Origin of the sequence: Enterobacter cloacae complex sp. 2024EL-00227 (assembly GCF_043945315.1) — a bacterium.
In the GTDB taxonomy this organism is placed as follows: Bacteria; Pseudomonadota; Gammaproteobacteria; order Enterobacterales; family Enterobacteriaceae; genus Enterobacter; species Enterobacter roggenkampii.
Map to the genome: position 1 here is coordinate 279,434 of NZ_JBIMQP010000002.1, position 22,324 is coordinate 301,757.

The 22,324-nt window shown below is 56.2% G+C and carries 21 protein-coding genes; 4 read left to right on the forward strand and 17 right to left on the reverse strand.

Features of this window, described 5'->3' with window-relative positions:
* Nucleotides 1-8: 8 nt before the first annotated feature.
* Nucleotides 9-1,445 carry an SDR family oxidoreductase gene (locus ACHH0Z_RS04285; protein WP_045405990.1) on the forward strand — a complete coding sequence of 479 codons (1,437 nt, stop codon included), beginning with the start codon at nt 9-11 and terminating at the stop codon, nt 1,443-1,445.
* A 92-nt stretch (nt 1,446-1,537) separates the two neighbouring features.
* A complete protein-coding gene (locus ACHH0Z_RS04290; RefSeq protein ID WP_045405988.1) occupies nt 1,538-2,551 on the forward strand; it encodes an NAD(P)-dependent oxidoreductase in 1,014 nt (337 codons plus the stop codon).
* Nucleotides 2,552-2,711: 160 nt separating this feature from the next.
* On the opposite strand, the gene ACHH0Z_RS04295 is transcribed toward ACHH0Z_RS04290, so the two are convergent.
* The 16 genes from ACHH0Z_RS04295 to ACHH0Z_RS04370 all read right to left on the reverse strand — a co-directional run bounded on the left by ACHH0Z_RS04295 (nt 2,712) and on the right by ACHH0Z_RS04370 (nt 19,300).
* Nucleotides 2,712-4,523: a chitinase gene (locus ACHH0Z_RS04295; protein WP_045405986.1), complete on the reverse strand. Its 1,812-nt coding sequence runs from the start codon at nt 4,521-4,523 to the stop codon at nt 2,712-2,714.
* A 150-nt stretch (nt 4,524-4,673) separates the two neighbouring features.
* Complete coding sequence (iagB, locus tag ACHH0Z_RS04300) at nt 4,674-5,108, reverse strand: type III secretion system invasion protein IagB (protein WP_008500008.1); 435 nt, start codon at nt 5,106-5,108, stop codon at nt 4,674-4,676.
* A 136-nt stretch (nt 5,109-5,244) separates the two neighbouring features.
* Nucleotides 5,245-7,977, reverse strand: coding sequence for a glycosyl hydrolase family 18 protein (locus ACHH0Z_RS04305; RefSeq protein WP_008500009.1), 2,733 nt, complete (start codon nt 7,975-7,977; stop codon nt 5,245-5,247).
* A gap of 257 nt (nt 7,978-8,234) precedes the next feature.
* Nucleotides 8,235-9,032 (reverse strand): A24 family peptidase, encoded by a 798-nt coding sequence (locus tag ACHH0Z_RS04310; RefSeq protein WP_044596909.1) that lies wholly within the window; start codon nt 9,030-9,032, stop codon nt 8,235-8,237.
* Nucleotides 9,029-9,514, reverse strand: coding sequence for a type II secretion system protein GspM (gene gspM / locus ACHH0Z_RS04315; protein ID WP_021240906.1), 486 nt, complete (start codon nt 9,512-9,514; stop codon nt 9,029-9,031). Before gspM ends, ACHH0Z_RS04310 begins: the two co-directional genes overlap by 4 nt.
* A complete protein-coding gene (gene gspL / locus ACHH0Z_RS04320; RefSeq protein WP_045405984.1) occupies nt 9,511-10,653 on the reverse strand; it encodes a type II secretion system protein GspL in 1,143 nt (380 codons plus the stop codon). The genes gspM and gspL overlap by 4 nt, the downstream gene beginning before the upstream one ends.
* 15 nt (nt 10,654-10,668) lie before the next feature.
* Complete coding sequence (gene gspK, locus ACHH0Z_RS04325) at nt 10,669-11,679, reverse strand: type II secretion system minor pseudopilin GspK (RefSeq protein WP_045405982.1); 1,011 nt, start codon at nt 11,677-11,679, stop codon at nt 10,669-10,671.
* Nucleotides 11,676-12,305, reverse strand: coding sequence for a type II secretion system minor pseudopilin GspJ (gspJ, locus tag ACHH0Z_RS04330; protein ID WP_045405980.1), 630 nt, complete (start codon nt 12,303-12,305; stop codon nt 11,676-11,678). Before gspJ ends, gspK begins: the two co-directional genes overlap by 4 nt.
* Nucleotides 12,302-12,685 carry a type II secretion system minor pseudopilin GspI gene (gene gspI / locus ACHH0Z_RS04335; RefSeq protein ID WP_023292909.1) on the reverse strand — a complete coding sequence of 128 codons (384 nt, stop codon included), beginning with the start codon at nt 12,683-12,685 and terminating at the stop codon, nt 12,302-12,304. The genes gspJ and gspI overlap by 4 nt, the downstream gene beginning before the upstream one ends.
* Nucleotides 12,678-13,163: a type II secretion system minor pseudopilin GspH gene (gene gspH / locus ACHH0Z_RS04340; protein WP_008500017.1), complete on the reverse strand. Its 486-nt coding sequence runs from the start codon at nt 13,161-13,163 to the stop codon at nt 12,678-12,680. Before gspH ends, gspI begins: the two co-directional genes overlap by 8 nt.
* Nucleotides 13,163-13,612: a type II secretion system major pseudopilin GspG gene (gspG, locus tag ACHH0Z_RS04345; protein WP_008500018.1), complete on the reverse strand. Its 450-nt coding sequence runs from the start codon at nt 13,610-13,612 to the stop codon at nt 13,163-13,165. Before gspG ends, gspH begins: the two co-directional genes overlap by 1 nt.
* 3 nt (nt 13,613-13,615) lie before the next feature.
* Nucleotides 13,616-14,824, reverse strand: coding sequence for a type II secretion system inner membrane protein GspF (gene gspF, locus ACHH0Z_RS04350; RefSeq protein ID WP_023343664.1), 1,209 nt, complete (start codon nt 14,822-14,824; stop codon nt 13,616-13,618).
* Complete coding sequence (gspE, locus tag ACHH0Z_RS04355; protein WP_045405979.1) at nt 14,824-16,302, reverse strand: type II secretion system ATPase GspE; 1,479 nt, start codon at nt 16,300-16,302, stop codon at nt 14,824-14,826. The genes gspF and gspE overlap by 1 nt, the downstream gene beginning before the upstream one ends.
* Nucleotides 16,303-16,316: 14 nt before the next feature.
* The gene (gene gspD / locus ACHH0Z_RS04360) at nt 16,317-18,239 is read right to left on the reverse strand and encodes a type II secretion system secretin GspD (RefSeq protein WP_023343662.1); all 1,923 of its coding nucleotides are present in this window, start codon (nt 18,237-18,239) and stop codon (nt 16,317-16,319) included.
* 13 nt (nt 18,240-18,252) lie between these two features.
* The gene (gene gspC / locus ACHH0Z_RS04365; protein WP_025912911.1) at nt 18,253-18,984 is read right to left on the reverse strand and encodes a type II secretion system protein GspC; all 732 of its coding nucleotides are present in this window, start codon (nt 18,982-18,984) and stop codon (nt 18,253-18,255) included.
* Nucleotides 18,935-19,300: a hypothetical protein gene (locus ACHH0Z_RS04370; RefSeq protein WP_126287221.1), complete on the reverse strand. Its 366-nt coding sequence runs from the start codon at nt 19,298-19,300 to the stop codon at nt 18,935-18,937. The genes gspC and ACHH0Z_RS04370 overlap by 50 nt, the downstream gene beginning before the upstream one ends.
* Here ACHH0Z_RS04370 and ACHH0Z_RS04375 point away from each other — a divergent pair.
* Both ACHH0Z_RS04375 and ACHH0Z_RS04380 read left to right on the forward strand, forming a co-directional pair.
* Complete coding sequence (locus ACHH0Z_RS04375; protein ID WP_045405977.1) at nt 19,286-20,851, forward strand: ExeA family protein; 1,566 nt, start codon at nt 19,286-19,288, stop codon at nt 20,849-20,851. The two genes, ACHH0Z_RS04370 and ACHH0Z_RS04375, sit on opposite strands and share 15 nt — an antisense overlap.
* On the forward strand, nt 20,851-21,483 hold the full coding sequence (locus tag ACHH0Z_RS04380; RefSeq protein WP_045405975.1) for a hypothetical protein: 633 nt from the start codon (nt 20,851-20,853) through the stop codon (nt 21,481-21,483). The genes ACHH0Z_RS04375 and ACHH0Z_RS04380 overlap by 1 nt, the downstream gene beginning before the upstream one ends.
* Here the strand turns inward: ACHH0Z_RS04380 and ACHH0Z_RS04385 are convergent, their stop codons facing one another.
* A complete protein-coding gene (locus tag ACHH0Z_RS04385; protein WP_023292914.1) occupies nt 21,484-22,107 on the reverse strand; it encodes a helix-turn-helix domain-containing protein in 624 nt (207 codons plus the stop codon). It abuts the gene before it with no gap.
* Nucleotides 22,108-22,324: the final 217 nt, after the last annotated feature.

The following is a 22,324-nucleotide window of genomic DNA, read 5'->3' on the forward strand; positions in this document are numbered from 1 at the left end:
AGCATCACGTGCCGCAACGCATTCTGGTGCTCGGCGCCAGCGGGTATATCGGTCAGCATCTCACCGCGGCGTTAAGCCAGCAGGGGCACCAGGTGCTGGCTGCGGCACGCAATACCGAACGCCTGCAAAAACTCGGTTTGCCGGGCGTTACCTGTCACAACGTTGACCTCAACTGGCCAAAGGCGCTTCCCGCGCTGCTGGAAGGGGTCGACACGCTTTACTACCTGGTGCACAGCATGGGTGAAGGCGGAGATTTTATCGCCCACGAGCGCCAGGTAGCGATGAACGTCCGCGATGCCCTGCTGCAAACCCCGGTGAAGCAGGTGATTTTTCTCAGTTCACTTCAGGCACCTGAACGCGAGCAGTCCGATCACCTGCGCGCCCGCCAGCTGACGGCGGACATCCTGCGGGGGGCCAATATCCCCGTCACCGAACTGCGCGCCGGGATCATCGTCGGCGCCGGTTCTGCCGCCTTCGAAGTGATGCGCGATATGGTCTACAACCTGCCGGTGCTCACGCCGCCGCGCTGGGTCCGTTCGCGCACCACGCCGATTGCGCTGGAGAACCTCCTGCATTATCTGGTGGCCCTGCTGGATCACCCGGCGGAGCAACACCGCGTGCTGGAAGCCGCTGGTCCTGAAGTGCTGAGCTATCAGGAGCAGTTCGAACATTTCATGCGCGTCAGCGGCCGCCGCCGCTGGCTGATCCCCATCCCCTTCCCGACCCGCTGGATTTCGGTGTGGTTTTTGAATGTGATCACCTCCGTGCCGCCGACGACCGCCAAAGCGCTGATCCAGGGGCTGAAACACGATCTGCTGGCGGACGATCGCGCGCTGCGGGCGCTCATTCCCCAGGATTTGATCCGCTTTGACGATGCCGTGCGCAATACGCTGAAAGAGGAAGAGCAACTGGTGAACTCCAGCGACTGGGGCTACGACGCGCAGGCCTTTGCCCGCTGGCGGCCCGAGTATGGCTATTACCCGAAACAGGCGGGCTGCACGGTGAAAACCTCCGCGAGCCTGGCCGCGCTCTGGGAGGTGGTGAACCAGATTGGCGGCAAAGAACGGTATTTCTTCGGTAATCTCCTCTGGCAAACGCGCGGGGCGATGGACCTGCTGGTGGGCCACCGGCTGGCGAAAGGTCGCCCGGCACGCCCGTATCTTGAGGTGGGCGACGCGGTCGACAGCTGGAAGGTGATCATCGTCGAACCGGAAAAACAGCTGGCGCTGTTGTTCGGCATGAAAGCCCCGGGGCTGGGTCGACTCAGCTTTACCCTGAAAGACAAAGGCGATCATCGTGAACTGGACGTGCGCGCCTGGTGGCACCCGCACGGAATGCCGGGTCTGTTCTACTGGCTGTTGATGATCCCTGCCCACCTGTTTATCTTCCGGGGAATGGCGAAACGCATTGCGCAACGGGCAGAACAAAAGACGGAAAAGATCTAAATAAAACTCTCTTTCTTTCACCTTTCCCATTGCATAGCGCCGTAATTCACGAAAGAATGCGCACGAAATTCTTTTCAACACAGTGGATAGCTATGAAGGTACTGGTTACCGGGGCGACCAGCGGCTTAGGCCGAAATGCGGTCGAATTTCTGCGCAACAAGGGCATTAGCGTCAGGGCTACCGGTCGCAACGAAGCGATGGGTAAACTGCTGCAAAAAATGGGCGCAGAGTTCGTCCATGCCGACCTGACGGAGCTGGTCTCCTCGCAGGCGAAGGTGATGCTCGCCGGTATCGACACGCTATGGCACTGCTCCAGTTTTACCTCCCCGTGGGGGACCCAGGAAGCCTTCGATCTCGCCAACGTGCGGGCCACCCGCCGTCTGGGGGAATGGGCCGTTGCCTGGGGCGTGCGTAACTTTATTCATATCTCCTCCCCGTCACTCTATTTCGACTATCACCACCATCATGACGTGCAGGAAGATTTCCGCCCTGCTCGCTTTGCCTGCGAGTTTGCCCGCAGCAAGGCGGCCAGCGAAGAGGTCATCGACCTGCTGGCACAGTCAAACCCGCACACCCGCTTTACGGTCCTGCGTCCGCAGAGCCTGTTCGGGCCGCACGATAAGGTATTTATTCCGCGTCTGGCGCAGATGATGCACCATTACGGCAGCGTGCTGCTGCCGCGCGGCGGCGATGCCCTTGTGGATATGACCTACTACGAAAACGCCGTTCACGCCATGTGGCTGGCCAGCCAGCCGGACTGCGATAAGCTGATCTCCGGTCGCGCCTACAACATCACTAACGGCGAACCCTGCACGCTGCGCAGCATTGTGCAGCGGCTGATCGACGAGCTGCAGATCAACTGCCGTATCCGTTCCGTGCCCTACCCAATGCTGGACATGATCGCCCGCAGCATGGAGCGCTTTGGCAGTAAAACAGCCAAAGAGCCTGCGCTGACGCATTACGGCGTCTCTAAACTCAACTTTGACTTCACGCTGGATATTTCGCGGGCGGAGAATGAGCTGGGGTATAAACCGGTTGTGACGCTGGATGAAGGGATTATGCGCACGGCGGCGTGGCTGCGGGATCACGGGAAGCTGCATCGCTAGCCTTTTTGCCCGGTGGCGGCTTCGCCTTACCGGGCCTACAACGGCTCCGTACTGACCCCTCGCCCCTTAGCCTCATGTAGGCCGGGTAAGCGCAGCGCCACCCGGTAAAAGACAGAGGGTGCAAATACGAAAACGGCAACCCGAAGGTTGCCGTTTGCTTTTACAGAGCCGTCCAGGCATCAGCCCACGCCAGGCCAGCGCCGGGTTCGTAGTATGCCGGGGCATTGTTACACCAGCCGCTGTACGGGAACGGTTTGCACTGGAACAGTTTACCGTGGTTGTTCACGATATCACCTGCGTTGTACTTGCTGTTCGCGCTCCACGCGGCGTAAGAGCCGGAAGTGCCTTCGTCCTTAGACTCGGCTTTCGCTTTCACATTCAGCAGGTAGGACGTGGTGCTGGTCAGTTCGCCATCGCTGACGGTAAGGCCGATTTCGTACTGCTGAGCCGTTGCAGACTCTGGTGCCTTGAAGGTCACCACCGCTTTGTCCTGACCGGTCACGGTCTGGCCATCCTGGGAACGCCAGGTGTAGGTCAGCTTGTTACCGTCGGCGTCTGTGGAGCCTTCCGCGCTCAGGGAAACCTGCGCACCCGCTTCAACTGCCCCGATTGGGCCCGCAATCTGCGCCACAGGGGCGTGATTCACGGTAGCCGGTTCAACAGGGGTGGTATCTTCCGCTGGCGTCGTATCCGCTGGCGGCGTGGTGTCTGCCGGGGTTTTGTCTTCTCCTGGGGTCACAGCTGAGCCGTCGTCGTTAATGATGTTCACGTTATAGAACTTCTTAACGCAGTTGGTGTAGTCACCCTCTTTGAACGCGCTGAACGGCGTCTGGTACCCCACCAGCTGGCAGGAGTAGGTCTTACCGTCCGGCGTATCCGGGCTCCACCCCCAGTCCTGCTCCCAGTAGATCTTCAGCGCGCCGGCGCCGCCTTCATCGAACTGCTTCATGTTGGCGCAGCCCAGCACTTCATTCGCCGGAACAGGCACTTTCAGGTAGTTCGCGAACTCTTTGTAGTACTTGATGCGGTTTTCAGACTGGGCAATCTCGGTTGGGCCGCCGCACTCTACGCCACCGTTGATGATCTGGGTGGTCACGCCGAAGCCCGGAACCAGACCGTTGGCTTTATCGTGATCGTTTGGCTGCCAGGTGCCGTCGATAACCTGCAGCATGCTTGGTTTTGGCGGCTGCGGATAGGCGAAGAAGAAGATCGCACTCGCCAGGTTCAGCCAGGTATCCGCCACCAGCTCAGGCTTGTCGAGCAGGGTGCGGACGGTGCCAAACATCGCTTCAGAGAACGGACCGTAGTTGTAGTTGTAAGACAGCTGCTTCGCGCCGCGGCCAAAGTAGCTTACGAAGTCACCGTCTTTGTCTTTACCGCATGGCCAGGTCTGCCCCTGCCAGATGTCTGGGTTACATTCGCCGTTATAGCCGCCTTTCTGGCCTTCGGTCCACCCCATTTCACGAACGTGAACCAGGGCCTGACGCCACTCGGCTTCCGGACGCCAGCTCTCATGGCCGCCGGTTTCCTGCGCAAAGTGGGCGAACATGGTCGCCAGCTCTTTGCGGCAGATGGCGTCACTGTCGCGACCATCGTTATAGGTCTTACACAGTGCCGGGAATTTACCAACAGCCTTCAGGAAGTTACTGTAGGTATAAGACTGAGCGCGCAGCGGGAAGAGATATTCCCAGTCGCTGGCCTTCACGATCCCTTCAACGCGCTTGACGTTGTCAGGGTTCGAGGCACGACCTGGCTCAATCTGCTCAACGAGGCTATTGTCCAGGGTCGCAATGGTATCCTTCACCGAAACCATCAGCGGGAAATTGGTCAGCTCTTTTTCCTTTTTCGCCAGATCGTTGGCTTTCATGGTGTACGGCTCACTGCTGGCCGCCTGCAGTGATGCAGCCTGGGCCATAAAGGGTGCAATACATGCCCCCGCCACGAGAACGCTCAGTAATGTCCTTTTCGTCATTTCAAATAATCCTGTATTTAAGCAACTAGGGTGAGTACATTCCCGGCTTATGTATTACTCCCTTAATAAATAAGCCCGAGAGTGTGGTTCTTTTTCATTTTCTGAAGAACACCGAAAGGAATTCTTCAAAAAATAAAAATAATGCTACGGTTATTTACCCGATTTTATTTGCTGATACTTCGCCCACACTTTATGGGCATAACGCATGCGCTGCGGATAATTTTCTTTTTTCAATCCGGCGTTATACGCTCCCACCGCTTCCCAGTTATAGCCATACACGTTTATCATCCCGGACAGGATGGAGGCGCCGACCATAATGGAGGTACAGGGCTCATTAATAAGCTGATTTTCATCAATACCCTGACGTTCTAACTCACTGAAGTGTGAGCTGTTAATCTGCATCAACCCGACGTCACGCGTGCCGTCGTGGTTCCAGCCTACCGCGTGGGGATTCATTCCGGATTCGACTTTGGCAATTGCATACAATAACCACGGATCGACATGATAATAATGTCCGGCGTTATCCCAACAGTTCGCGAATACGCTTTGACTAAACAGCAGTAAAAATATAATCACGCGTTTCATGAGCACCTGCTTTTTAAATACTGAACCTCTTTCCGCTCATCATTAGCGATAATGCTGAAGTGTTGGTCACACCCGAAGTGGGGTGTGACCAACTATTGCGGGTTGATATCATTCCCGCAATCCACGGTTCAGAAGGTTATTTGCAGTCTGTTGAAGGACCTTCTTTCACCCATACATCGCTGTTAGCCGGGTTGTCACCGCGGGTCCACCATTTGGCACGGTAAACGTTGCCCTGGTAGGTTGTGGTTTCGCCGCCGTTATAAACCAGGTCAGAACGCCAGTTCATCTTCACGTTGCTGACCAGCTCCCAGGCATCCACACCGAAGCCAGGCTGGTTGCCTTGCGTCCAGTACTTCGCTTTCCACACCAGATGGTCGAAGCTCACGGTATCGCCACTGTTGTAGATTTTGCTGGCATCCCACGCGGCATATTTGCTGGCGTTAGCATCGACAGGCGCATCGCAGCTACCGGTTGCAGACCCTTCGTCAGATGGCGGGGTCACGTCATCAGACGGAGGCGTAACTTCATCAGAGGGTGGCGTTACGTCATCAGACGGAGGTGTAACCTCATCAGACGGTGGTGTAACGTCAGCCGGTTTCGGATTCACGGTTACCTGCACGTTAGACTGCACGCTGGTTTTGCCGTCGCCTACAACTACGCTCAGCGTATAGGTAGACGTGGTGGCAACGTCTGGTGCAGTAATCGTCACGTTCGCGGTATCGGTACCGGTTGCATGCATATCCGCTGGCACGCTCCAGGAGAAGGTCATCGCATCACCGTCTGGATCCACAGCCTGCGCGTGCAGAGCATAGGTTTCTCCTGCCTGCAGCGTCACTGCCTCCATTGCGTTCACGACTGGCGCCTGGTTAGCTTTTGGCGCTTTGTTCACAACCTGCACATCAATGGCGTTGCTCAGGCCTTTAGCATCCGTAACCGTCAGGCGGAACACCATGGTCTGGTCGCTGGTCGCTGCCGCAACGTTGAAGGTGGCTTTCGCTTTGGTGCTGTTGGAGAGAGTTACAGATGGGCCAGAAACCTGGGTCCATTTGTAGGTAATCGCATCGCCGTCTGGATCGCTGGAAGCAGAACCATCAAGCGTGACGGTTGCCGGGCCAGAGACGTTCTGATCCGCAGAAGACGCGATTGGCGCATGGTTGGTGACGACCGGATCGACCGGGGTAGAACCGCCCAGCAGACTTTCGTTCATCGCGTTCAGGATGTCGCCGGTATCAGAGTCAATAGACCAGGCAAAGAGTCCACCCAGGTTTTTCGACAGCACATACTTGCCTTTAGCGGCGGTAGAGCGTGCATCTTCATAGGTGATCAGGTCGCCGGTAGACTTATTGAAGACATATGGCGCTTCAGCATTCGCGTCGTAACCATATTCCCAGCCAGGCTTGCCTTTGTACTCGTTAACGATCTGACGGTAGTCGACCACGCCAGGTTCCCAGGTACCTTTCACCATACCGGTTGCGGTACCCGTGAATGGATTGTCACCGGTGTAGCCATGCACGCCAGTCCAGCCGCGGCCATACATGCCCGCACCCACCACGATCTTGCCTGGCTGTACGCCCTGAGCAAGCAGCGCGTCCACGCCGTTCTCGGTGGTGTAGTTTGTGTCCGGACGCCATGACGGCGCGCGCAGTGCGGCCTGGTGGCCCAGCTCGGTGTTGCTCCAGCCGCCGTAGAAGTCATAGCTCATCAGGAAGATGTGGTCGAGGTACTGCTGAGCAGCGGTGTAATCCACGTCTTCGATCTTATCGCGGCCCGCACCGATGGCGCTGGTCAGTTCATAGGTACGGCCAGTCTGTGCAGACAGCTCGTTCAGCATGGTGCGCAGGTCATGCATCAGGGCGGTATACGTCGCTTTATCCTGCTGCGGGTTACCCAGGTGTTCGCTCACGCCGCCGCCGCCAGGGAATTCCCAGTCGATATCCACACCGTCAAAGAACTTCCAGGTCTGCAGGAAATCTTTCACAGAGGAGACGAAGCGGGCACGGATTGCCGGGTCGCCCATGTGGAAGAACGGATCGGACAGCGTCCAGCCACCGATGGATGGCAGCACTTTCAGGTCCGGATGCGCTTTTTTCAGCGCCATCAGCTGGCCAAAGTTACCTTTGTACGGGTCGTCCCAGTTGGAGACGCCAGACTGCGGTTTTTGCAGCGCAGCCCACGGATCGTGAATGGCGACGGTATAGTCCGGACGACCCGCGCAGTCGCGCTGCAGTACGGAGAAGCTGTTACCGCCTTCAACGGTTTTCAGGCCATCGTTGATGCCGTCGCCGCCACAGATTGGAATGAAGCCATAGAGGATGTGGTTAAGGTTCGCTGCCGGGATTTTATCAACCGGGAAGTTACGATCGTAAACGCCCCATTCAGGGAAATACGCCGCAACCACTTTATCAGTATGTTTGGCGAACGTTTTGTTGTTCTCCTGCAGCGGCGCGTTCAGCGGCAGCAGATGGCTGCCGTCGGTGTCCGCCACGATGATCAGCTTGCTGGCGCTTTTGGTGCAGCCGCTGGCATTACAGACTTCCACCTGCTCCTGATAACGTCCGCCCTTTTTCACTTTAAAGGTGGCTGAGCCGCTTGCACCAGCTGCGCCGGTCCACACGGTTTTACCATCCAGCAGCACTTTTGCAGACGTTGGCGCGTCGCCGCTCCACACGTTCCACTCGACTTTCACATCCACGCCGTCGTTATGTACCTTGACGAGGCTGTTGTAATCCTGCGCGGCCTGATCCACCTCGACCAGCGCAAATTTGTCATTGCCGGAGCCGATGGTCGGTGCACCTGGCGCAGCAGCGAATGCAGAACCGGTTGCCGCTGCAATAAAGAGCGCCAGATATTTAGGCTTAATAAATTTCATTTTTCTTTCCTGATAAATTTATTCGTAAACGAAATTGATCCATGTCTTCCTTTAGAACATGGAATGATATTCACATAGTGCGTTTTTAAATACGCAGACAGCCGTTATCCAAACCTTAAAGACGCGTTGTATTCCTCCATTAAAAGATACAAGCTAAAAATCCGTGTAGCTTATGCCTTTTACGATACACTGAGGATAAAAGGTCGTCCTTCTCTTTCCTCGTCGAAAATATTGATAAAAAAACTTGACCCGGTTATTTAATAGGTATTCACAAATAGCTGGCAGGTATAGAGCGCTATTCCAGCAAAAGCCAGATAAGGTCCGAAAGCGATGGTTTGGTTATTTTTATTCGATTTATTTAATAGCAAATAGCCCACTATGCCACTTAATGCGGCAATTAATTCAATCGCAGGCAGTGACTGCCAGCCGCACCAGGCGCCCAGCGCCGCCAGCAGCTTGAAATCGCCGTAGCCCAGCCCTTCCCGACGGGTAAGCAGACGAAACGCCCAGTACACCAGCCAGAGCGAAAGATAGCCTGCCACCGCGCCGAGCAGCGCATCACGCAGGAGCAGCCCGTGGCTGAAGGCGTGGAACAGCAGCCCGGCCCAGAGCAGCGGCTGCGTCAGGCAGTCGGGCAGCAGCTGGTGCTGTCCGTCAATCATCGCCAGCGGCAGCAGAAAGGCCGCCAGCACCCACAGCGAGAAAAGGGATGCTAAGTCCGGTATCCACCGGGCGGTGAGGCCAAAGAACACCGCCGTCAACAGCTCGAGTAAAAATAACCGCAGCGGAATCGGCGACTTGCAGCAACGACAGCGTCCCCGCAGCGCCAGCCAGCTCAGCAGCGGGATGTTCTCCCATGCGCGCAGAGCATGCTGGCAGACGGGACAGTGGGACGCCGGGAAAAGCAGGTTGCTGCGGCTCTCCTCCTCTAGCACCATCCCCGGCACGCGATCCACCACAACGCCGAGAAAGCTCCCCAGGATCGCGCCGAACACGCCGCTCATCGCGGCAAACCCGACGGGATAACTCTCCCGGACGAGTATCAGCCCGTTCATGCCACTTTTTTCCAGGTCAGCTGGATTTCGGCCTTCACGTCGCTCAGGTGATCCACGGGCGTGAGGTTCATTTTCTCCAGCCTGACGCCTGACGCGAGGTTCATCTCCCGCAGCCAGTTTTTTAATTCATACACGTTGACCCGGTTCACGACAAAGGCCAGAGTCTGACCATCCTGACGAATATCGGTCAGCGTCAGGTTGATTTCATGCGCGCTATTCTCCACCACGCTGCGTGGATTATCGGTTTTCACCTGTAGCACCGGCAGATGATTTTTATCAATTTCTGTTTTCATCCAGTTTACCGTTTCAATTTGTCGCGCCAGCGTCGCCTGGCTATTTTTTATCATGTTATCCAGGGGAATTATCCCTGCGTAATAGATGACGGCGCTGCATAAAGCTCCCGCCGCTATTTTTAAAATGAATTTTTCTCTGGTGCTGTATTGTTGATAACGAGATGTAAACTGTGCAATTCGCGCTTTCATTTATATTTCCCTGTAATCATGGCCGTATACGGCGCGTCCTTTGAAATAGGCTGTAACGTAAAATCAAAATTCGTGCTGGCCTGATGAATGAATTCCTGTAATGCCTGCTCGTTTTGCGCACTCACGCTTAATGTCAGGGCTCCCTGCGAGTCGTCATATTCAAACAGCGTAATTTCCATCGACGGAACGGACTGACGGATCTTTTCCAGTTCGTCCATCTGCAAAAAAATGCCTTTAGGCTGCTTCTTGATGTTCTGTCCAAAATGGTACTTAAGGTTGGTCTGGTGGCGCATACTCGGAAAATGGTGTTGATAAAGCTCGACCATCTCCTGCTGCACCTGATTTTCCCGATCTGCCAGCATCCACGCCAGGGTGATGCGGGGGCCGAGCAGCAGGCCCAGAGAGAGAAGCCCCATCACCGCGATGGCGGCCTTCATCCCTTTCGCCGCCCTCGCGCTGGTCGCTTTCGCGCTGAACGCACCGTGCAGCACGTTGACGCGGCACGCCCGCCACTGCGGCTGGATCAGCACCAGCGGATGTTCTGCCGCCAGCTGTTCGTCAACCTCAATGCCCGGCGGGATGTCCCCGTAGCAGCGGACCTCGCCCTCTCCGGCTTTTTGCATCAGCAGCGGCAACAGGCCAACCTCAACGTTACAGGCGATATGCGGCGACAAGCGCAACCAGTAGTTCTCTTCCCGCGCAACCAGCGTGCTTCCACCCGCCGTGACCGGCAGCAGCCAGGCGTCAGGCAGAACCTGAATGACCTTCAGGCCCGCCTCGTGAAAGCGGGTCAGCCACTGCTGCAGGCGGGCGGAATCTATCGCCACGGCGTCCACCTCGGCGCCTTTTTTGTTCAGCACCGTCCAGTGGAGATCGTCCACCTCACCAATCAGAGTCTCCTCCGCCATCCACGAGAAGGCGGTCGCCTGCGACGCCATTTTCTTCGGCAGCGTAAAGTGGCGGAAGATCATCTCACTGGCGGGCAGCAGCAGACACACGCGCGCAGCAAGAGGATGGTCGGCAAGGGTATGCAGCGCCTGCGGAGTGTCCAGGGTTGTAACCTGTTCGCTTCCCGACTCACACCACATGATTTTCCCGTCCTCACGGCTGTCGGGACGAACAAAAAGGACCTGTTTCATAGCGTTCTACTTTTCTTATTCAATCATTCGGTAACGACGTTGCCACGTCACAATTTCACCGGCTTCGTTATTCACCTGAAGCTGGCTCACCACGCGAAGCGTTAACTCATCGGTATTGCCGGTGTAGTTGACGCGAAAATACCGGCTGTTGATGGAGAGCAGCCCGGCCACCTGCGGCAACTCTTCCTTCAACTGCGGGAAGGCCTGTTCCAGCGCTTTGCTGAAGACGTCCATACTTTCCCAGCCGGTTTCCGGCCGCGACTCAATCAGGCGTACGGCATCGTCCGCGGTGAGTTTTCCCGGGAACAGGGCTGCCAGTAAGGGCGCCTGCTCCGGCGTCAGAGTATTGACATCCACCTTGCTGGCCGAGTCCGGCAGCGCGCATAAGAGCTTGCTCACTTTCGGGTACGCTGCAGCAGGAAACGCCGGCAGCAGCTTGATCTCGGCAAGGGTGCGCATCATCTGATTCGCAGGCTGACGCGCCGGCACTACGCCAGACCAGGCGTCCATCTCCGCGCCCTCTTTCACCGTCGTGGCGTCGCCGTCGAGATAATCCACCAGCTGCTGATAAATTTCTTCCGCCGCCGTCTGGCTGATGCCGCCGTCCGTCAGGATCTGCTCGACAATCTTCTCTTTTCGCGGTTTTTCCGGCACGGTTGACGCATTTTGATCCTGAGCCACTTTGTCTGCGGCCAGCAGGTTATTGACGTTGAAGCAGTCCTGCGCGTCGTCGACCTGGCTGACCACCGTATAGTCTTCACCCTGCGTCTCCAGCGGCAGGTGCCAGTCGCCCTCCGGGTCGAGCGGTTTGCTCTCGCCGCTGGCGTCGTTCTGCAACCGGTCTTTCACCACTTTTTCCTGCGCCTGCATTGCCCAGCGCAGCTGCTGCTGGCTCACCTGATAGTGGGTTTTCTGCAAATTACGGCAGAACTGCTGGCTGATTTTGGCCGCCAGGGCCGACATCATGACCAGCAGGATCAGCACAACCAGCAGGGCAACACCGCGTTGCTGATGGACCCGGCTCATGGCTTCACGTCCGGCGCAGGCGCATTTTGCGGGGCAGGCGCGTTTTCTGCCGCCGGTGCCACCGCTTCTGGTATCTCTCCCGGCGTGGTAAACACCCAGCGCCAGGTGTCGCCATTTTCCATGGTCAGCGTAAGCTCCACGCCGTCTGGCAGATGGGCAGAGTCACCCCAGCTTTTTTGCCAGCCCTGGTGATAAAACCGCCATTGCATCGCTTTCACCTCGCTGACGATAGGCACTTCATCGGGTTTGACGTCCGCCGGGCTGTCAATCACCGACCAGACGTCGCGATACAGACGCCCTTCTTCCAGCCGCCAGCGCACGCGCTCCAGCTGGACCGTGCCACTCACGCCGTTCAGCGTGGTAAATTCCACGGCATCGCCATCCTGTAAAAACAGATCCGGCGCGTTGCGCGGCGCCCGCGCCTGCAGCTGGAAAAAATCGCGCTCCATCAGGCTCCAGGCACGCTGAAGCTGATTAAGCTTCGCCGCGCGGGTATCGGTTGCCGAACTGGTGCGCATCGCGCCGTCGAGAATTTGCCAGGCCAGGGTGCTGATGACCGCAAAAATGGTCAGCGCAATCATGATCTCCAGCAGGGTAAAACCGCGCTGGCGTCGGCTCGTCTTCACTTGCTCTCTTCTCCCGGCCCAATGATCTGAAGCGAAATGACCGGCTGGCTTTTATCGCCTTCGGCGTAAACGCGGATGGCATTGGCCCAACCGCTATTGGCGGTTTTCACCCGCTGCTTATGCCAGTACCAGCTGCGCCCCCCCATGATTTCCGTTCCCTGCTCCTCGGCATCGGGAAAATCGGTTTTGCTAAGCTGGGCTTCAGCCAGCTGATTTTCTGCAACCCAGCTGGCCTGCAGCGTTTCGGCCAGCCCGTGGGTGAAGCGCACGTTCAGGGAGACAGAATTCATCAGCGCCAGCGCGGCGGTGGAGAAAATGACCAGCGCCACCATCACCTCCAGGAGCGTCATCCCGTTCTGCTTAACCTTGCCTTTAGTCATCGTTCTCTACCGAAACCGGGGCCGCGCCCTGCGACACCACGCGGAAGTGATGCTGTTTGTCGTAACTTTGCAGCGTCAGCGTAAAACGGCCAATCTCACCGTCCGGCAGAAAGAGGATCTGGGGGTCGGCCTCGACGTTAGCCGCCAGACGCTGAGGCGAGAGCGACACGTGCATCTCTTCCGGGAAATCGCCCTTCGTGGTAATACGGCCGGCGGATAACGGCACCCAGTGACGTTCGCCGTTTTTATCGTCGAGCGTGACCAGCTGATATTTATCGGTAGCGATCACCAGCCCGACAATATTTCCGTCCATGACCGCGCGGTCTGAACCATAATCAACGAGGGCTTTTAATTGCTGACCAAATATATCCGCACCGCTGCGTGAGGGTATTGTTGAGACAACCATCATGGCGCAACTGGCAAATATCACCAGCGCCAGAATAATTTCCAGCAACGTAAAGCCGCGTTGATTCTTCATTATTTCTCTTTCTTATCCAGAGACCAGTTCGTAATATCGTCTGCGGTGTTGGCTTCGCCATCAGGACCGGCAGAGAAGACGTCTACGGCGCCGTGTTCACCCGGGCTGACGAGCAGATAATCGTTGCCCCACGGATCCTGCGGCAGGCGGCGAATATAGCCGTCGGCGCGGTAGCCGTTGGGAATAGGCGCGATCTCAGGCTTGGTCACCAGCGCCTGCAGCCCCTGCTCGGTCGTTGGGTAGCGGTGGTTATCGAGCTTATACATATCCAGCGAGCCTTCGAGCGCAACAATATCGCTGGTCGCCTTTTGCGCGTCCGCTTTTTCTTTATTACCCATTAAATTGGGCACCACCATACTCGCTAAAACGCCGAGAATAACGATCACCACCATTAATTCGAGCAAGGTGAACCCCGCCTGGCGAGCCAGACGTTTTGTTTTTATAGCCATGATTTAACCTACCATATTATTAAGTTGCAGAAGCGGCTGTAATATTGACAGCACGATGAATAAAACAATCGTCGCCATGGAGACCACCAGCGCCGGTTCAAATACCGAGAGCGTTAACGTAATACGATGCTGTAGCGCCGACTCCTGGTTTTCCGCCGCGCGGTCCATTAAGTTGCCTAACTCGCCGCTCTCTTCGCCGGAGGCAATCATGTACAGCATGGTGGGCGGGAATAATTTCGCCTGCTCCAGCGCGGCATAGAGCGAGGCCCCCTGACGCACGGTATCCGCCGCCTGCTCCAGCACCTGCCGGGCGTAGAGGTTTTCGATACCGTCCATCGCGATATACATCCCTTCAAGCAGCGGCACGCTGCTCGCCTGCAGGATGCTGAGCGTGCGGATATAGCGAGCGCTGTTGATCGCGCACACCAGCTTTTTAATCGGCGAGCCGTTCACCAGCCAGCTGTGCCAGCGAAAACGGTTTTTGGCGTTTCTGAGCCAGGTCTTAAAACCAACAAACCCGCCGCCGAGGATCCCCACGATGTAGATCCCGTACGCCTGCAGGAAATCGCTCACCGCAATCAGCGTGCGGGTGGTGATCGGCAGCTGCTGCTTCATGTGGGTGAACTGCTCGATCACCTGCGGCACCACCGCCACCAGCAGAATGCTGATGACCGCGATGGCGACCACGGTGAGGGTAATCGGGTAGACCATCGCCTGCGTCAGCTTGCTCTTCATCTTCTGGCGCTGCTCGTTGTACTCCGCCAGCTTCTCCAGCACGTCGCCCAGGTGGCCGGTTTTTTCACCGGCCATCACCAGCGTGCAGTAGAGCTTGTCAAAGGTGCGCGGGAACTGGCTGAAGGCGTCGAACAGGGTGTGACCTTCCACCACCTTCTCGCGGATCTCCACCACCATTGCCGCCAGCTTTTTGTCTTCCGTTTGCTTCGAGATCGCCTTCAGCGCGCTCTCGAGCGGCAGTGCGGCGTTGACCAGCGTGGAGAGCTGACGGGTAAACATCGACAGCACCGGCGTGGAGAGCCTGGCTCCGGTTTTTGCTTTTCCGGCAGACGCCGCTTCACGGGTTTCGCTGATGCTGACGGGCATCAGCTTTTGCTCGCGCAACATCTGGCGAACCTGCTTTTGCCCCTCGGCCTGCAGCGTGCCGCGCTGGGTTTTGCCTGCGACATCCGTCGCCGTCCAGGCGTAGAAGGCCATTACGCATCCCCCCCGCGCTCGGCGGTCACACGCATCACCTCTTCCAGCGAGGTGACGCCGCTAATCACCTTCAGCAGCCCGTTTTCGCGCAGGCTGTAAGCCTGCTTAAAGAGCTGCGTCTCAATGGACATTTCGTCTTTATCTTCATGAATGGCGCGGCGCATGGCGCTGTCCACCACCAGGAACTCGTGAATACCGGCACGGCCCTGATAGCCGCTCTGGCGGCAGTGTTCACAGCCCACCGCGCGATAAATGGCTTTTGGCGGCGCCTCCATAAAGCTGAACAGCGCTTTTTCATTGGCATCCAGCGGACTGGTGGTCCGGCAGTGCGTACACAGCCGACGCACCAGACGCTGGGCAATGACACCGAGCAACGATGAACCGATTAAAAAGGACTCCAGCCCCATGTCCCGCAGACGCGTAATCGCCCCGGCGGCGCTGTTGGTGTGCAGCGTAGACATGACCAGGTGACCGGTGAGCGACGCCTGTACCGCAATTTGCGCGGTTTCACCGTCACGAATTTCCCCGATCATCACCACGTCCGGGTCCTGACGCAGAATAGCGCGCAGCCCGCGGGCAAAGGTCATGTCCACGCGCGGGTTAACCTGCGTCTGCCCCACCCCTTCCAGCTCATATTCGATCGGGTCTTCCACGGTCAGGATGTTGCGTTCGTGACCGTTCAGCGCCGAAAGAATGGCGTACAGGGTGGTACTTTTACCGGAGCCTGTCGGCCCGGTGACCAGGATAATGCCGTGCGGGCGCTCAATCAGCCCTTTTAACTTCTCCAGCTCTTCATCGATCAGGCCCAGCTTGTTGATGTCGGGCTTGAGATTGCTTTTATCGAGCAGGCGCATGACCACGCGCTCGCCGTACTGGGACGGAATGGTCGAGACGCGCACGTCGATCGCCTTGCGGCCAATGCGCAGTGAGATACGGCCATCCTGCGGCAGACGTTTTTCGGCAATGTCGAGTTTCGACATCACCTTGATACGCGACACCAGCAGCGGGGCGAGCTTACGTGCCGGCTGCAGCACCGGGCGCAGCACGCCGTCAACGCGGAAGCGAATGCTCAGCGTGCGCTCGAAGGTTTCGATATGGATATCCGACGCGCCGTCCTTAACCGCCTCGCCGAGAATGGCGTTGATCAGGCGGATCACCGGCGAGTTTTCGTCGTTATCAAGCAGATCTTCGTTATCCGGGATCTCCTCGGTTAACGCCATCAGGTCGATATCCGCATCCATGTCGTCCACCAGCTGCTGTGAAACGCCGCTGCTCTGCTGCCAGATTTTGGCCAGCATCTCGTCAAACGCTTCCGGCGTCACAGTAACCGGGACGAACGCGCGGCCCAACACCCGGCGCACTTCCAGCAGTGCTAACGCCGGGGTGTCCTCACGGATATAGACGTCATTGTTGTAAAGCAGAACGCCGTTATCTTTTGCGTAGCTGCTGCTACACAGTGTTTTACTCAGTTCGTCCACGTTGCCCCTCCGCCTTACTCTTTAAACGGATTGCGTGTCGCGCGGGTTTTCACCGGTGCGGCGTGAGGGCTTGCTGAAGGAAACGCGGGCAGGACGGCATTGTCGCTCGGCTCAACAATACCGAGCTTTTTCTCTTCCACGCGCTGCATCTGGCGCACCCGGATCTGGTCATATTTCTCTTTCGAGGCCGCGCTGTAGTTGTCGTCGTCACGCAGGACGGTGGTATGAATGAACACCATCAGGTTGCGCTTGGAGGTATCCTGGGAGGTGTAGCGGAACAGCTGACCGACCAGCGGGATATCGCCGAGCAGCGGCACTTTGGACACGGACTGTTTGGTCACATTTTCCATCAGACCGCCAAGCACCACCGTCTGGCCACTGTGGACCATCACTTCGTTATTGATCGTGCGCGTATTGAAGGTCGGGCCGAGGCTGGAGTCTTCCGTCGCGCTGTTGTCGACGCTGGAGACTTCCTGCTCAATCTTCAGATGGATCATGTCGCCATCGTTAATCTGCGGCACAATTTTCAGCTTGGTACCGACCGTCTTACGCTCAACGGAGTTAAAGACGTTATCGCCGCTGGTGGTTTGCGAACCGGAAAGTACCGGCACATCCTGGCCCACGTTGAACGACGCTTCTTTGTTATCCAGCGTGACCACGCTTGGCGTGGAGAGGATGTCATTTTTGCCGTCGGTGGAAAGCGCAGTCACCAGCGCACCAAAATCACCGTTAAAGAAGCCGGTCGCCAGGCCAGTGAAGCTCGCCCCTTTCATGGTGCCATTTTTAATCTGGCTGATTGGCAGGCCGGTGGAGCCGAACTGCACGCCGCCGTGCTTGCTGGTCCACTGCACGCCGAGATCCAGGCCGTTCCCGTCCTGCACTTCCGCGATGATGGCTTCCACCAGCACCTGCGGACGACGGATGTCGAGCTTGTCGATCACCTTCTCAAGGGAGTTCATCACGTTAGGCTGGGCGGTAATCACCAGCGAGTTGGTTGCTTCGTCGGCGGTAATGTTCAGATCGCTGGACGCTGGCGCGGTTTTCGACTTCGGCGCGCCGGCCTTGTCCTTCAGCTGCTCGCCGATGCCGGTGAGTACCGGCACCACCTTGGTGGCGCTGGCATACTTGAGATAGAAGACGCGGGTATTCCCCTCGTTGTTCTGCTCGCGATCCAGCTGATGGATCAGGGAGCGGGTCCGCGCGCGCGCATCTTCCGAACCGCTGATCACCAGGCTGTTGGTTTCGTCATCGGCCACCACTTTGGTCGCCAGCTGCGGCGCGTTCTGCCCTTTCTGCTCTTCGTTGTTGAGGTTATTCAACATCTCCGAGAGCTCTTTGGCGGACGCAAAGCGCAGCGGCACGATTTCACGACGCTGAATACCGTCTTTGTCCACGCGCTGAACCAGATCCACCAGGCGGTTCACCACCGAGGCTTTACCGGTTAGCAGCAGGACGTTGGACGGCTCAAAGTGGACCACGTTACCGATGCCGGTGGCATCGTTGAGCTGACGCAGCAGCGGCGCCAGCTCGCGAACAGGCACGTTTTCCATGCGCACGACGCGGGTGATGATCTCGTCGCCTTTGCCCGGATTTTTACCGTCGGCCAGCGGCGCACCGGCGGTGCGGGCAATGCTCGAGCGCACCACTTTAACCATGCCGTTATCCATCGGGATCACCGACAGGCCGTACAGGTCCAGCACGCTCAGGAAAAACTGGTAATATTCGTCTTCCGTCAACACGTTATAGGTTCTGACCGACACCGTGCCCTGCACGGACGGGTCGACCAGAATGGTTTTGTTCAGATTGCGGCCTACCGTATCAATAAATTCGCGGATATCGGTGTTTTTAAAGCTGGCGCTAAAGTTAGCTGCGAGCAGCGAACTGGAATATAACGACAATGCGGTCAGCGCCACGCACGCCCAAGGAAATTTCTTCATGTCTGTACACTTGTTAATTGTTTAGAACATTGACCCGAATATTTTCAAGGTGAGCGTGACGTCTGACGACGACCTCCGCTTCTTTCATTTTCGACCAGTTGGCAATAATATCTTTTGCCTTTTTTGCATCGGTCATATCGACAGAATTGACTTTTACCGCCACATCACCTTTTTCCAGACCGGCATGACTGTAGAAGTCAGAGGCATTCCTTGGATTAATGTTGTAGCCTTCCAGTTGGCCCTTTTCGATAAGTGGCTTTAACACCAGATAATCATCCAGATGCACGCTTTCAGCACCAGCATCTTTCGTCGATTGGGTTACCGGGCCGCTGTCAACGCCGCCCTTAAAATAGTCAGGTTTATTTAACGCCAGTACCTGCGTAGCACCTTCGTAATTAACCACCACATTGTCTTTGTTTATTTCCTGAATAAAGGCATCGTTAAAACCGGTCAGCGCTTCGCCTTCGCGATAGCTCTTTTGACCACCCGGCGTTTTGATCACGGCGAAGGACAACCAGGCATCGTCGCTGCGGACGATCCCCTCAATTTCGGCAGCGAGCGGGGCTTTTCCGGCCGCTGGCAGGTTGTCCTGACGCACGGCGGCGGTGAAAAGTGAAAATGTCTTTTCTTCCTGACGTTTTTTTTGCGGTTTCGCCGCTGCGTTCGCGAGTTTATTCGTCACTTTTTTATAATCTTTAAAAATGACGTAGCCTTGCTGACCGCAAAAAATCAGCAATACAAACATAATACAGGGCGTTATCCACCGTGAAAAAAGTGAGAGCCTCATTATTCATCTGGCCTTTAGCAAAGCGGAAATAAGCAGCGTCATGCTGCGCCAATATGTGACATAAATAGTAATTAGCGGCCTGACAATCGACCACCTGCTTCGCCGTTAACTTTGATAAAGAAAAAGATTGACCGTCAAAAAAACCAGTGTTAGAGGTAGCCGACAGGTTATTTTTACCCTGCCCGTAAATTGACCATGACGCACCCTTGCCGTACTTTTCTGGGCCATTGCTATTCATGCCCAGAGACGGTAAGTCGTTATGTATCAGAGTCATTTTAAATTTAATCACCCGCCTTTTCGAAAAATCACCCGCGCCTCGGGCGATTTCTTCGTGCCGTATCACCAGGATATTTTCAACCTGCTGAAAGAGAAAACCCAACAGGCGGGGATTATTGGGCTCTTTGCTGATGATGCCCCGCTGCTGGGCCAGTTCAGCGACGCCCTGAAATCCGCAACCCCTGACGTTATTGCCATCAACGCGTTTCCAAAACTGAGTGCCAGTAGCCTGCTGTATAAACTCAACCCGGGAACGAAAGAGAGCAAAAACCGGCTTCAGGCGGTGGATGCCATCCTGCACCAGTGGCAGGGGGGAAAAAGCAGGACGAAAGTGCTGGTGATTAGCCATACCGATGCCATGAAAGAGACCTGTCGGGAGGTGCTGGCTCTGCTGCTGACGCGCGCGCAAGAGCTGGAGTTTCGTCTGTCCGTCGTACTGATGGGTGCAGCGGATCGGGAAGCCGTTCTGATGCAGCAGTCTGAACTGCGTGAATATGCGCATACCTGCCACACCCTGCGCCCCCTTACCTGCCGGGAGTTTCTCAGCTACGTTCAGGCGCAGTGTGAAGCGCACGGGTGTGAGCACTCGCCGTTGACCCCGGCGCGCGTGCGTAAAATGCATGCGCTGACCAAAGGGAAAATCAGCAAGCTGAACGAGCTGGCGCACCTGTCGATGCTCGCCGCCTGGACCGAACGTGCAGAACAGGTTAGCCCGCGTCATCTGCGCCTGGCGGCCGGTGAGATCCTGCCTGCGAAAAAACACGGTATGCGCCTGGCTACCGTGGGGCTGTTCGCCTCCGTGCTGTTCGCTGCCTGCGGCTGGTATTTGACCTCCTCGATCGGAGCAAGACTTCCGATTCAACTGCCGGTGCCCGCGAGCTGGAAACAGCAGACGCCCATCGAGCAGGCGCCGGTGGTGCCGGCTATCGACAACGAGGTGGTTAATCAGCCGGATGCGATGCATCAGCTCTATCTGATGTGGGGGTATGACGCCTCGGCGGACGATGCCCTGTGCCAGAACGCCGCGAAGGTGAACCTGATGTGTAAGCAGGGAAATGCCTCACCGGACGCGCTGGCACAGGAAGGATATCCGTGGGTGAGTGAACTGAAAACCGGCAACCACCTTAACTATGCCGTGGTCGCCCGCGTCGGGGATAACTCACTCGACCTGCTGATGAATAACCGCACCTGGCAGGTAAGCCGTCACTGGTTTAACCAGCATGCCACCGGCAATTATACCCAGCTCCACCGCCTGACGCCGGAAGGCAAAGACGCCATCAGCGCCGCCAGCGATGCGAAGGACATGGGGTGGCTGGATCAGCAGCTGAGCCAGGCCCTTGCCGAGCCGGAAACCCACGCTCAAACCTGGACGACGGAGATGATGAAACGTACCCGCGAGTTCCAGCAAAAAATGCATCTGCGCGTCGACGGTATCCCGGGTGAAGAGACGCTGATGCAGTTGATGCGCGACACTAACACCACGCCGAGCGTGCTGCTTCAGACCCCCCATGCCGCACCGGACGCGAAAACGCAGGAGAAGCATTCCTAATGTCTACCATCTGTCTTGCGGCTCAGCGCAGCTACGTTTCCGGGGAGGCGGTCTGGTTTTCGTACCGCATTCCCCGTCTGAGAAAAATCGCTTCTAACGCCTTTTTAGGAATAGTAAGCCTCTGCGTCATGCTGATGGCGGGGCTGTACGCCCACGTATACTGGCAACTGCGCCACCCTGCGCCGGAGCCGGTAAAAAAAGTGAACGTGGCGAAGCCCGAGACGCAGCTTTCCGATATGCACTACGTGTACGTGAGCAAGCCGTTCCCGCATCCGCACCCGAAACCCGTCCCGGTGCAGGCCGACGTTCCTGCCATGCAGGATCTGCCGATTAACAGCGACGACGCCGACTGGCAGCAGATGCCTGACGGCACGGTGCCGCACGATACCTCGCGGGATACCCTCCCCGGAACGGAAGCGCACGACGATGCCGTCTCCCCCCGCACGGAGGGTGACGACGCATCATTAACCGAACTGTTTAAGCAGGCGTTAAATGAACAAGAGAAGGATTATTCGCAAGGGAAAATACCCGCACCGCCGATTGACGAAACGCAGGATAATACTCAGGCGGGCACATTACATAAAGAAAGTTCCCGGTCTCCATTAAGTAAAAAGGGAGACCGGCTGGAATAGTTAATATTTTTCAGGCAGGTTGGTGATATTAAGGAGCCGACCCTTTTCCACCACAATGTATTGACCTTTTTTCAGATCGGAGAGGATTTTTATAATCGTACTGCGCGCCAGGCTGGTGTATTCCTGAATATAATCATAAACATTAATATCGCGTTGATGATGTACAATCAGTTCATTAATTTCCAGCAAAAATTCGCGCACGACAGAATAGGCGCTGCGGGCAACCAGCACGTCATCGCGCTTGCTCAGGAGACAGATATACCAGGCCAGCACCTTGGTGAGTTCAGGCCACAAGCCTTTCTCGGTCATCAGTTGAGAGAAAACGCTTTTCGGAATCGAGCGCACAACGGTATTCGAGCGGACCAGGCCATACATATGGGACGAATGATAAAAAATGGAAGAGAGTCCAAAAATGCACTGCCCCTGCAGGGTGAACAAGCAGAGCTCGTCGGATTCGCGGCGGAATTCCACTTCACCGCTGACGATAATATGAATAAATTCATTATCGACGGTGGAAATTTTTTGCCATTTCTTTAACGATTTTTCTTCAAATCCTTCCGTTGCGGAAATGATTTTTTCTATTTCATGATGAGGACGTAATTTTCTGCCGTAAATGCTTAACATTGTTATACCCGAATTAAGATGTAAATTTTAGATAAAAAATGGCCACGGTGGAACCACCGAAACTATTCGTATAAACCTGATAAAAAACTTCAAGGAGAAGTGATAATAAAAATCACTATGCAGGTGTTATTTTTTATAAATACTTAGCAAGCTATACGTCTATCTTAAATGAGGGTACTTTTAAGTCAATTAACTAAAAATGAATTGAGAATGTACT

Bases quoted from the DNA above. Each gene is read 5' to 3' on its own strand.
- ACHH0Z_RS04385 (WP_023292914.1), bottom strand. From the start codon at position 22,107: ATGTTAAGCATTTACGGCAGAAAATTACGTCCTCATCATGAAATAGAA.
- ACHH0Z_RS04310 (WP_044596909.1), bottom strand. From the start codon at position 9,032: ATGAACGGGCTGATACTCGTCCGGGAGAGTTATCCCGTCGGGTTTGCC.
- gspD (WP_023343662.1), bottom strand. From the start codon at position 18,239: ATGAAGAAATTTCCTTGGGCGTGCGTGGCGCTGACCGCATTGTCGTTA.
- ACHH0Z_RS04380 (WP_045405975.1), top strand. From the start codon at position 20,851: ATGTCTACCATCTGTCTTGCGGCTCAGCGCAGCTACGTTTCCGGGGAG.
- gspH (WP_008500017.1), bottom strand. From the start codon at position 13,163: ATGAAGAATCAACGCGGCTTTACGTTGCTGGAAATTATTCTGGCGCTG.
- ACHH0Z_RS04295 (WP_045405986.1), bottom strand. From the start codon at position 4,523: ATGACGAAAAGGACATTACTGAGCGTTCTCGTGGCGGGGGCATGTATT.
- gspI (WP_023292909.1), bottom strand. From the start codon at position 12,685: ATGACTAAAGGCAAGGTTAAGCAGAACGGGATGACGCTCCTGGAGGTG.
- ACHH0Z_RS04375 (WP_045405977.1), top strand. From the start codon at position 19,286: ATGTATCAGAGTCATTTTAAATTTAATCACCCGCCTTTTCGAAAAATC.
- ACHH0Z_RS04370 (WP_126287221.1), bottom strand. From the start codon at position 19,300: ATGACTCTGATACATAACGACTTACCGTCTCTGGGCATGAATAGCAAT.
- ACHH0Z_RS04290 (WP_045405988.1), top strand. From the start codon at position 1,538: ATGAAGGTACTGGTTACCGGGGCGACCAGCGGCTTAGGCCGAAATGCG.
- gspC (WP_025912911.1), bottom strand. From the start codon at position 18,984: ATGTTTGTATTGCTGATTTTTTGCGGTCAGCAAGGCTACGTCATTTTT.
- ACHH0Z_RS04305 (WP_008500009.1), bottom strand. From the start codon at position 7,977: ATGAAATTTATTAAGCCTAAATATCTGGCGCTCTTTATTGCAGCGGCA.
- gspL (WP_045405984.1), bottom strand. From the start codon at position 10,653: ATGAAACAGGTCCTTTTTGTTCGTCCCGACAGCCGTGAGGACGGGAAA.
- gspK (WP_045405982.1), bottom strand. From the start codon at position 11,679: ATGAGCCGGGTCCATCAGCAACGCGGTGTTGCCCTGCTGGTTGTGCTG.
- gspM (WP_021240906.1), bottom strand. From the start codon at position 9,514: ATGAAAGCGCGAATTGCACAGTTTACATCTCGTTATCAACAATACAGC.
- gspF (WP_023343664.1), bottom strand. From the start codon at position 14,824: ATGGCCTTCTACGCCTGGACGGCGACGGATGTCGCAGGCAAAACCCAG.
- gspG (WP_008500018.1), bottom strand. From the start codon at position 13,612: ATGGCTATAAAAACAAAACGTCTGGCTCGCCAGGCGGGGTTCACCTTG.
- iagB (WP_008500008.1), bottom strand. From the start codon at position 5,108: ATGAAACGCGTGATTATATTTTTACTGCTGTTTAGTCAAAGCGTATTC.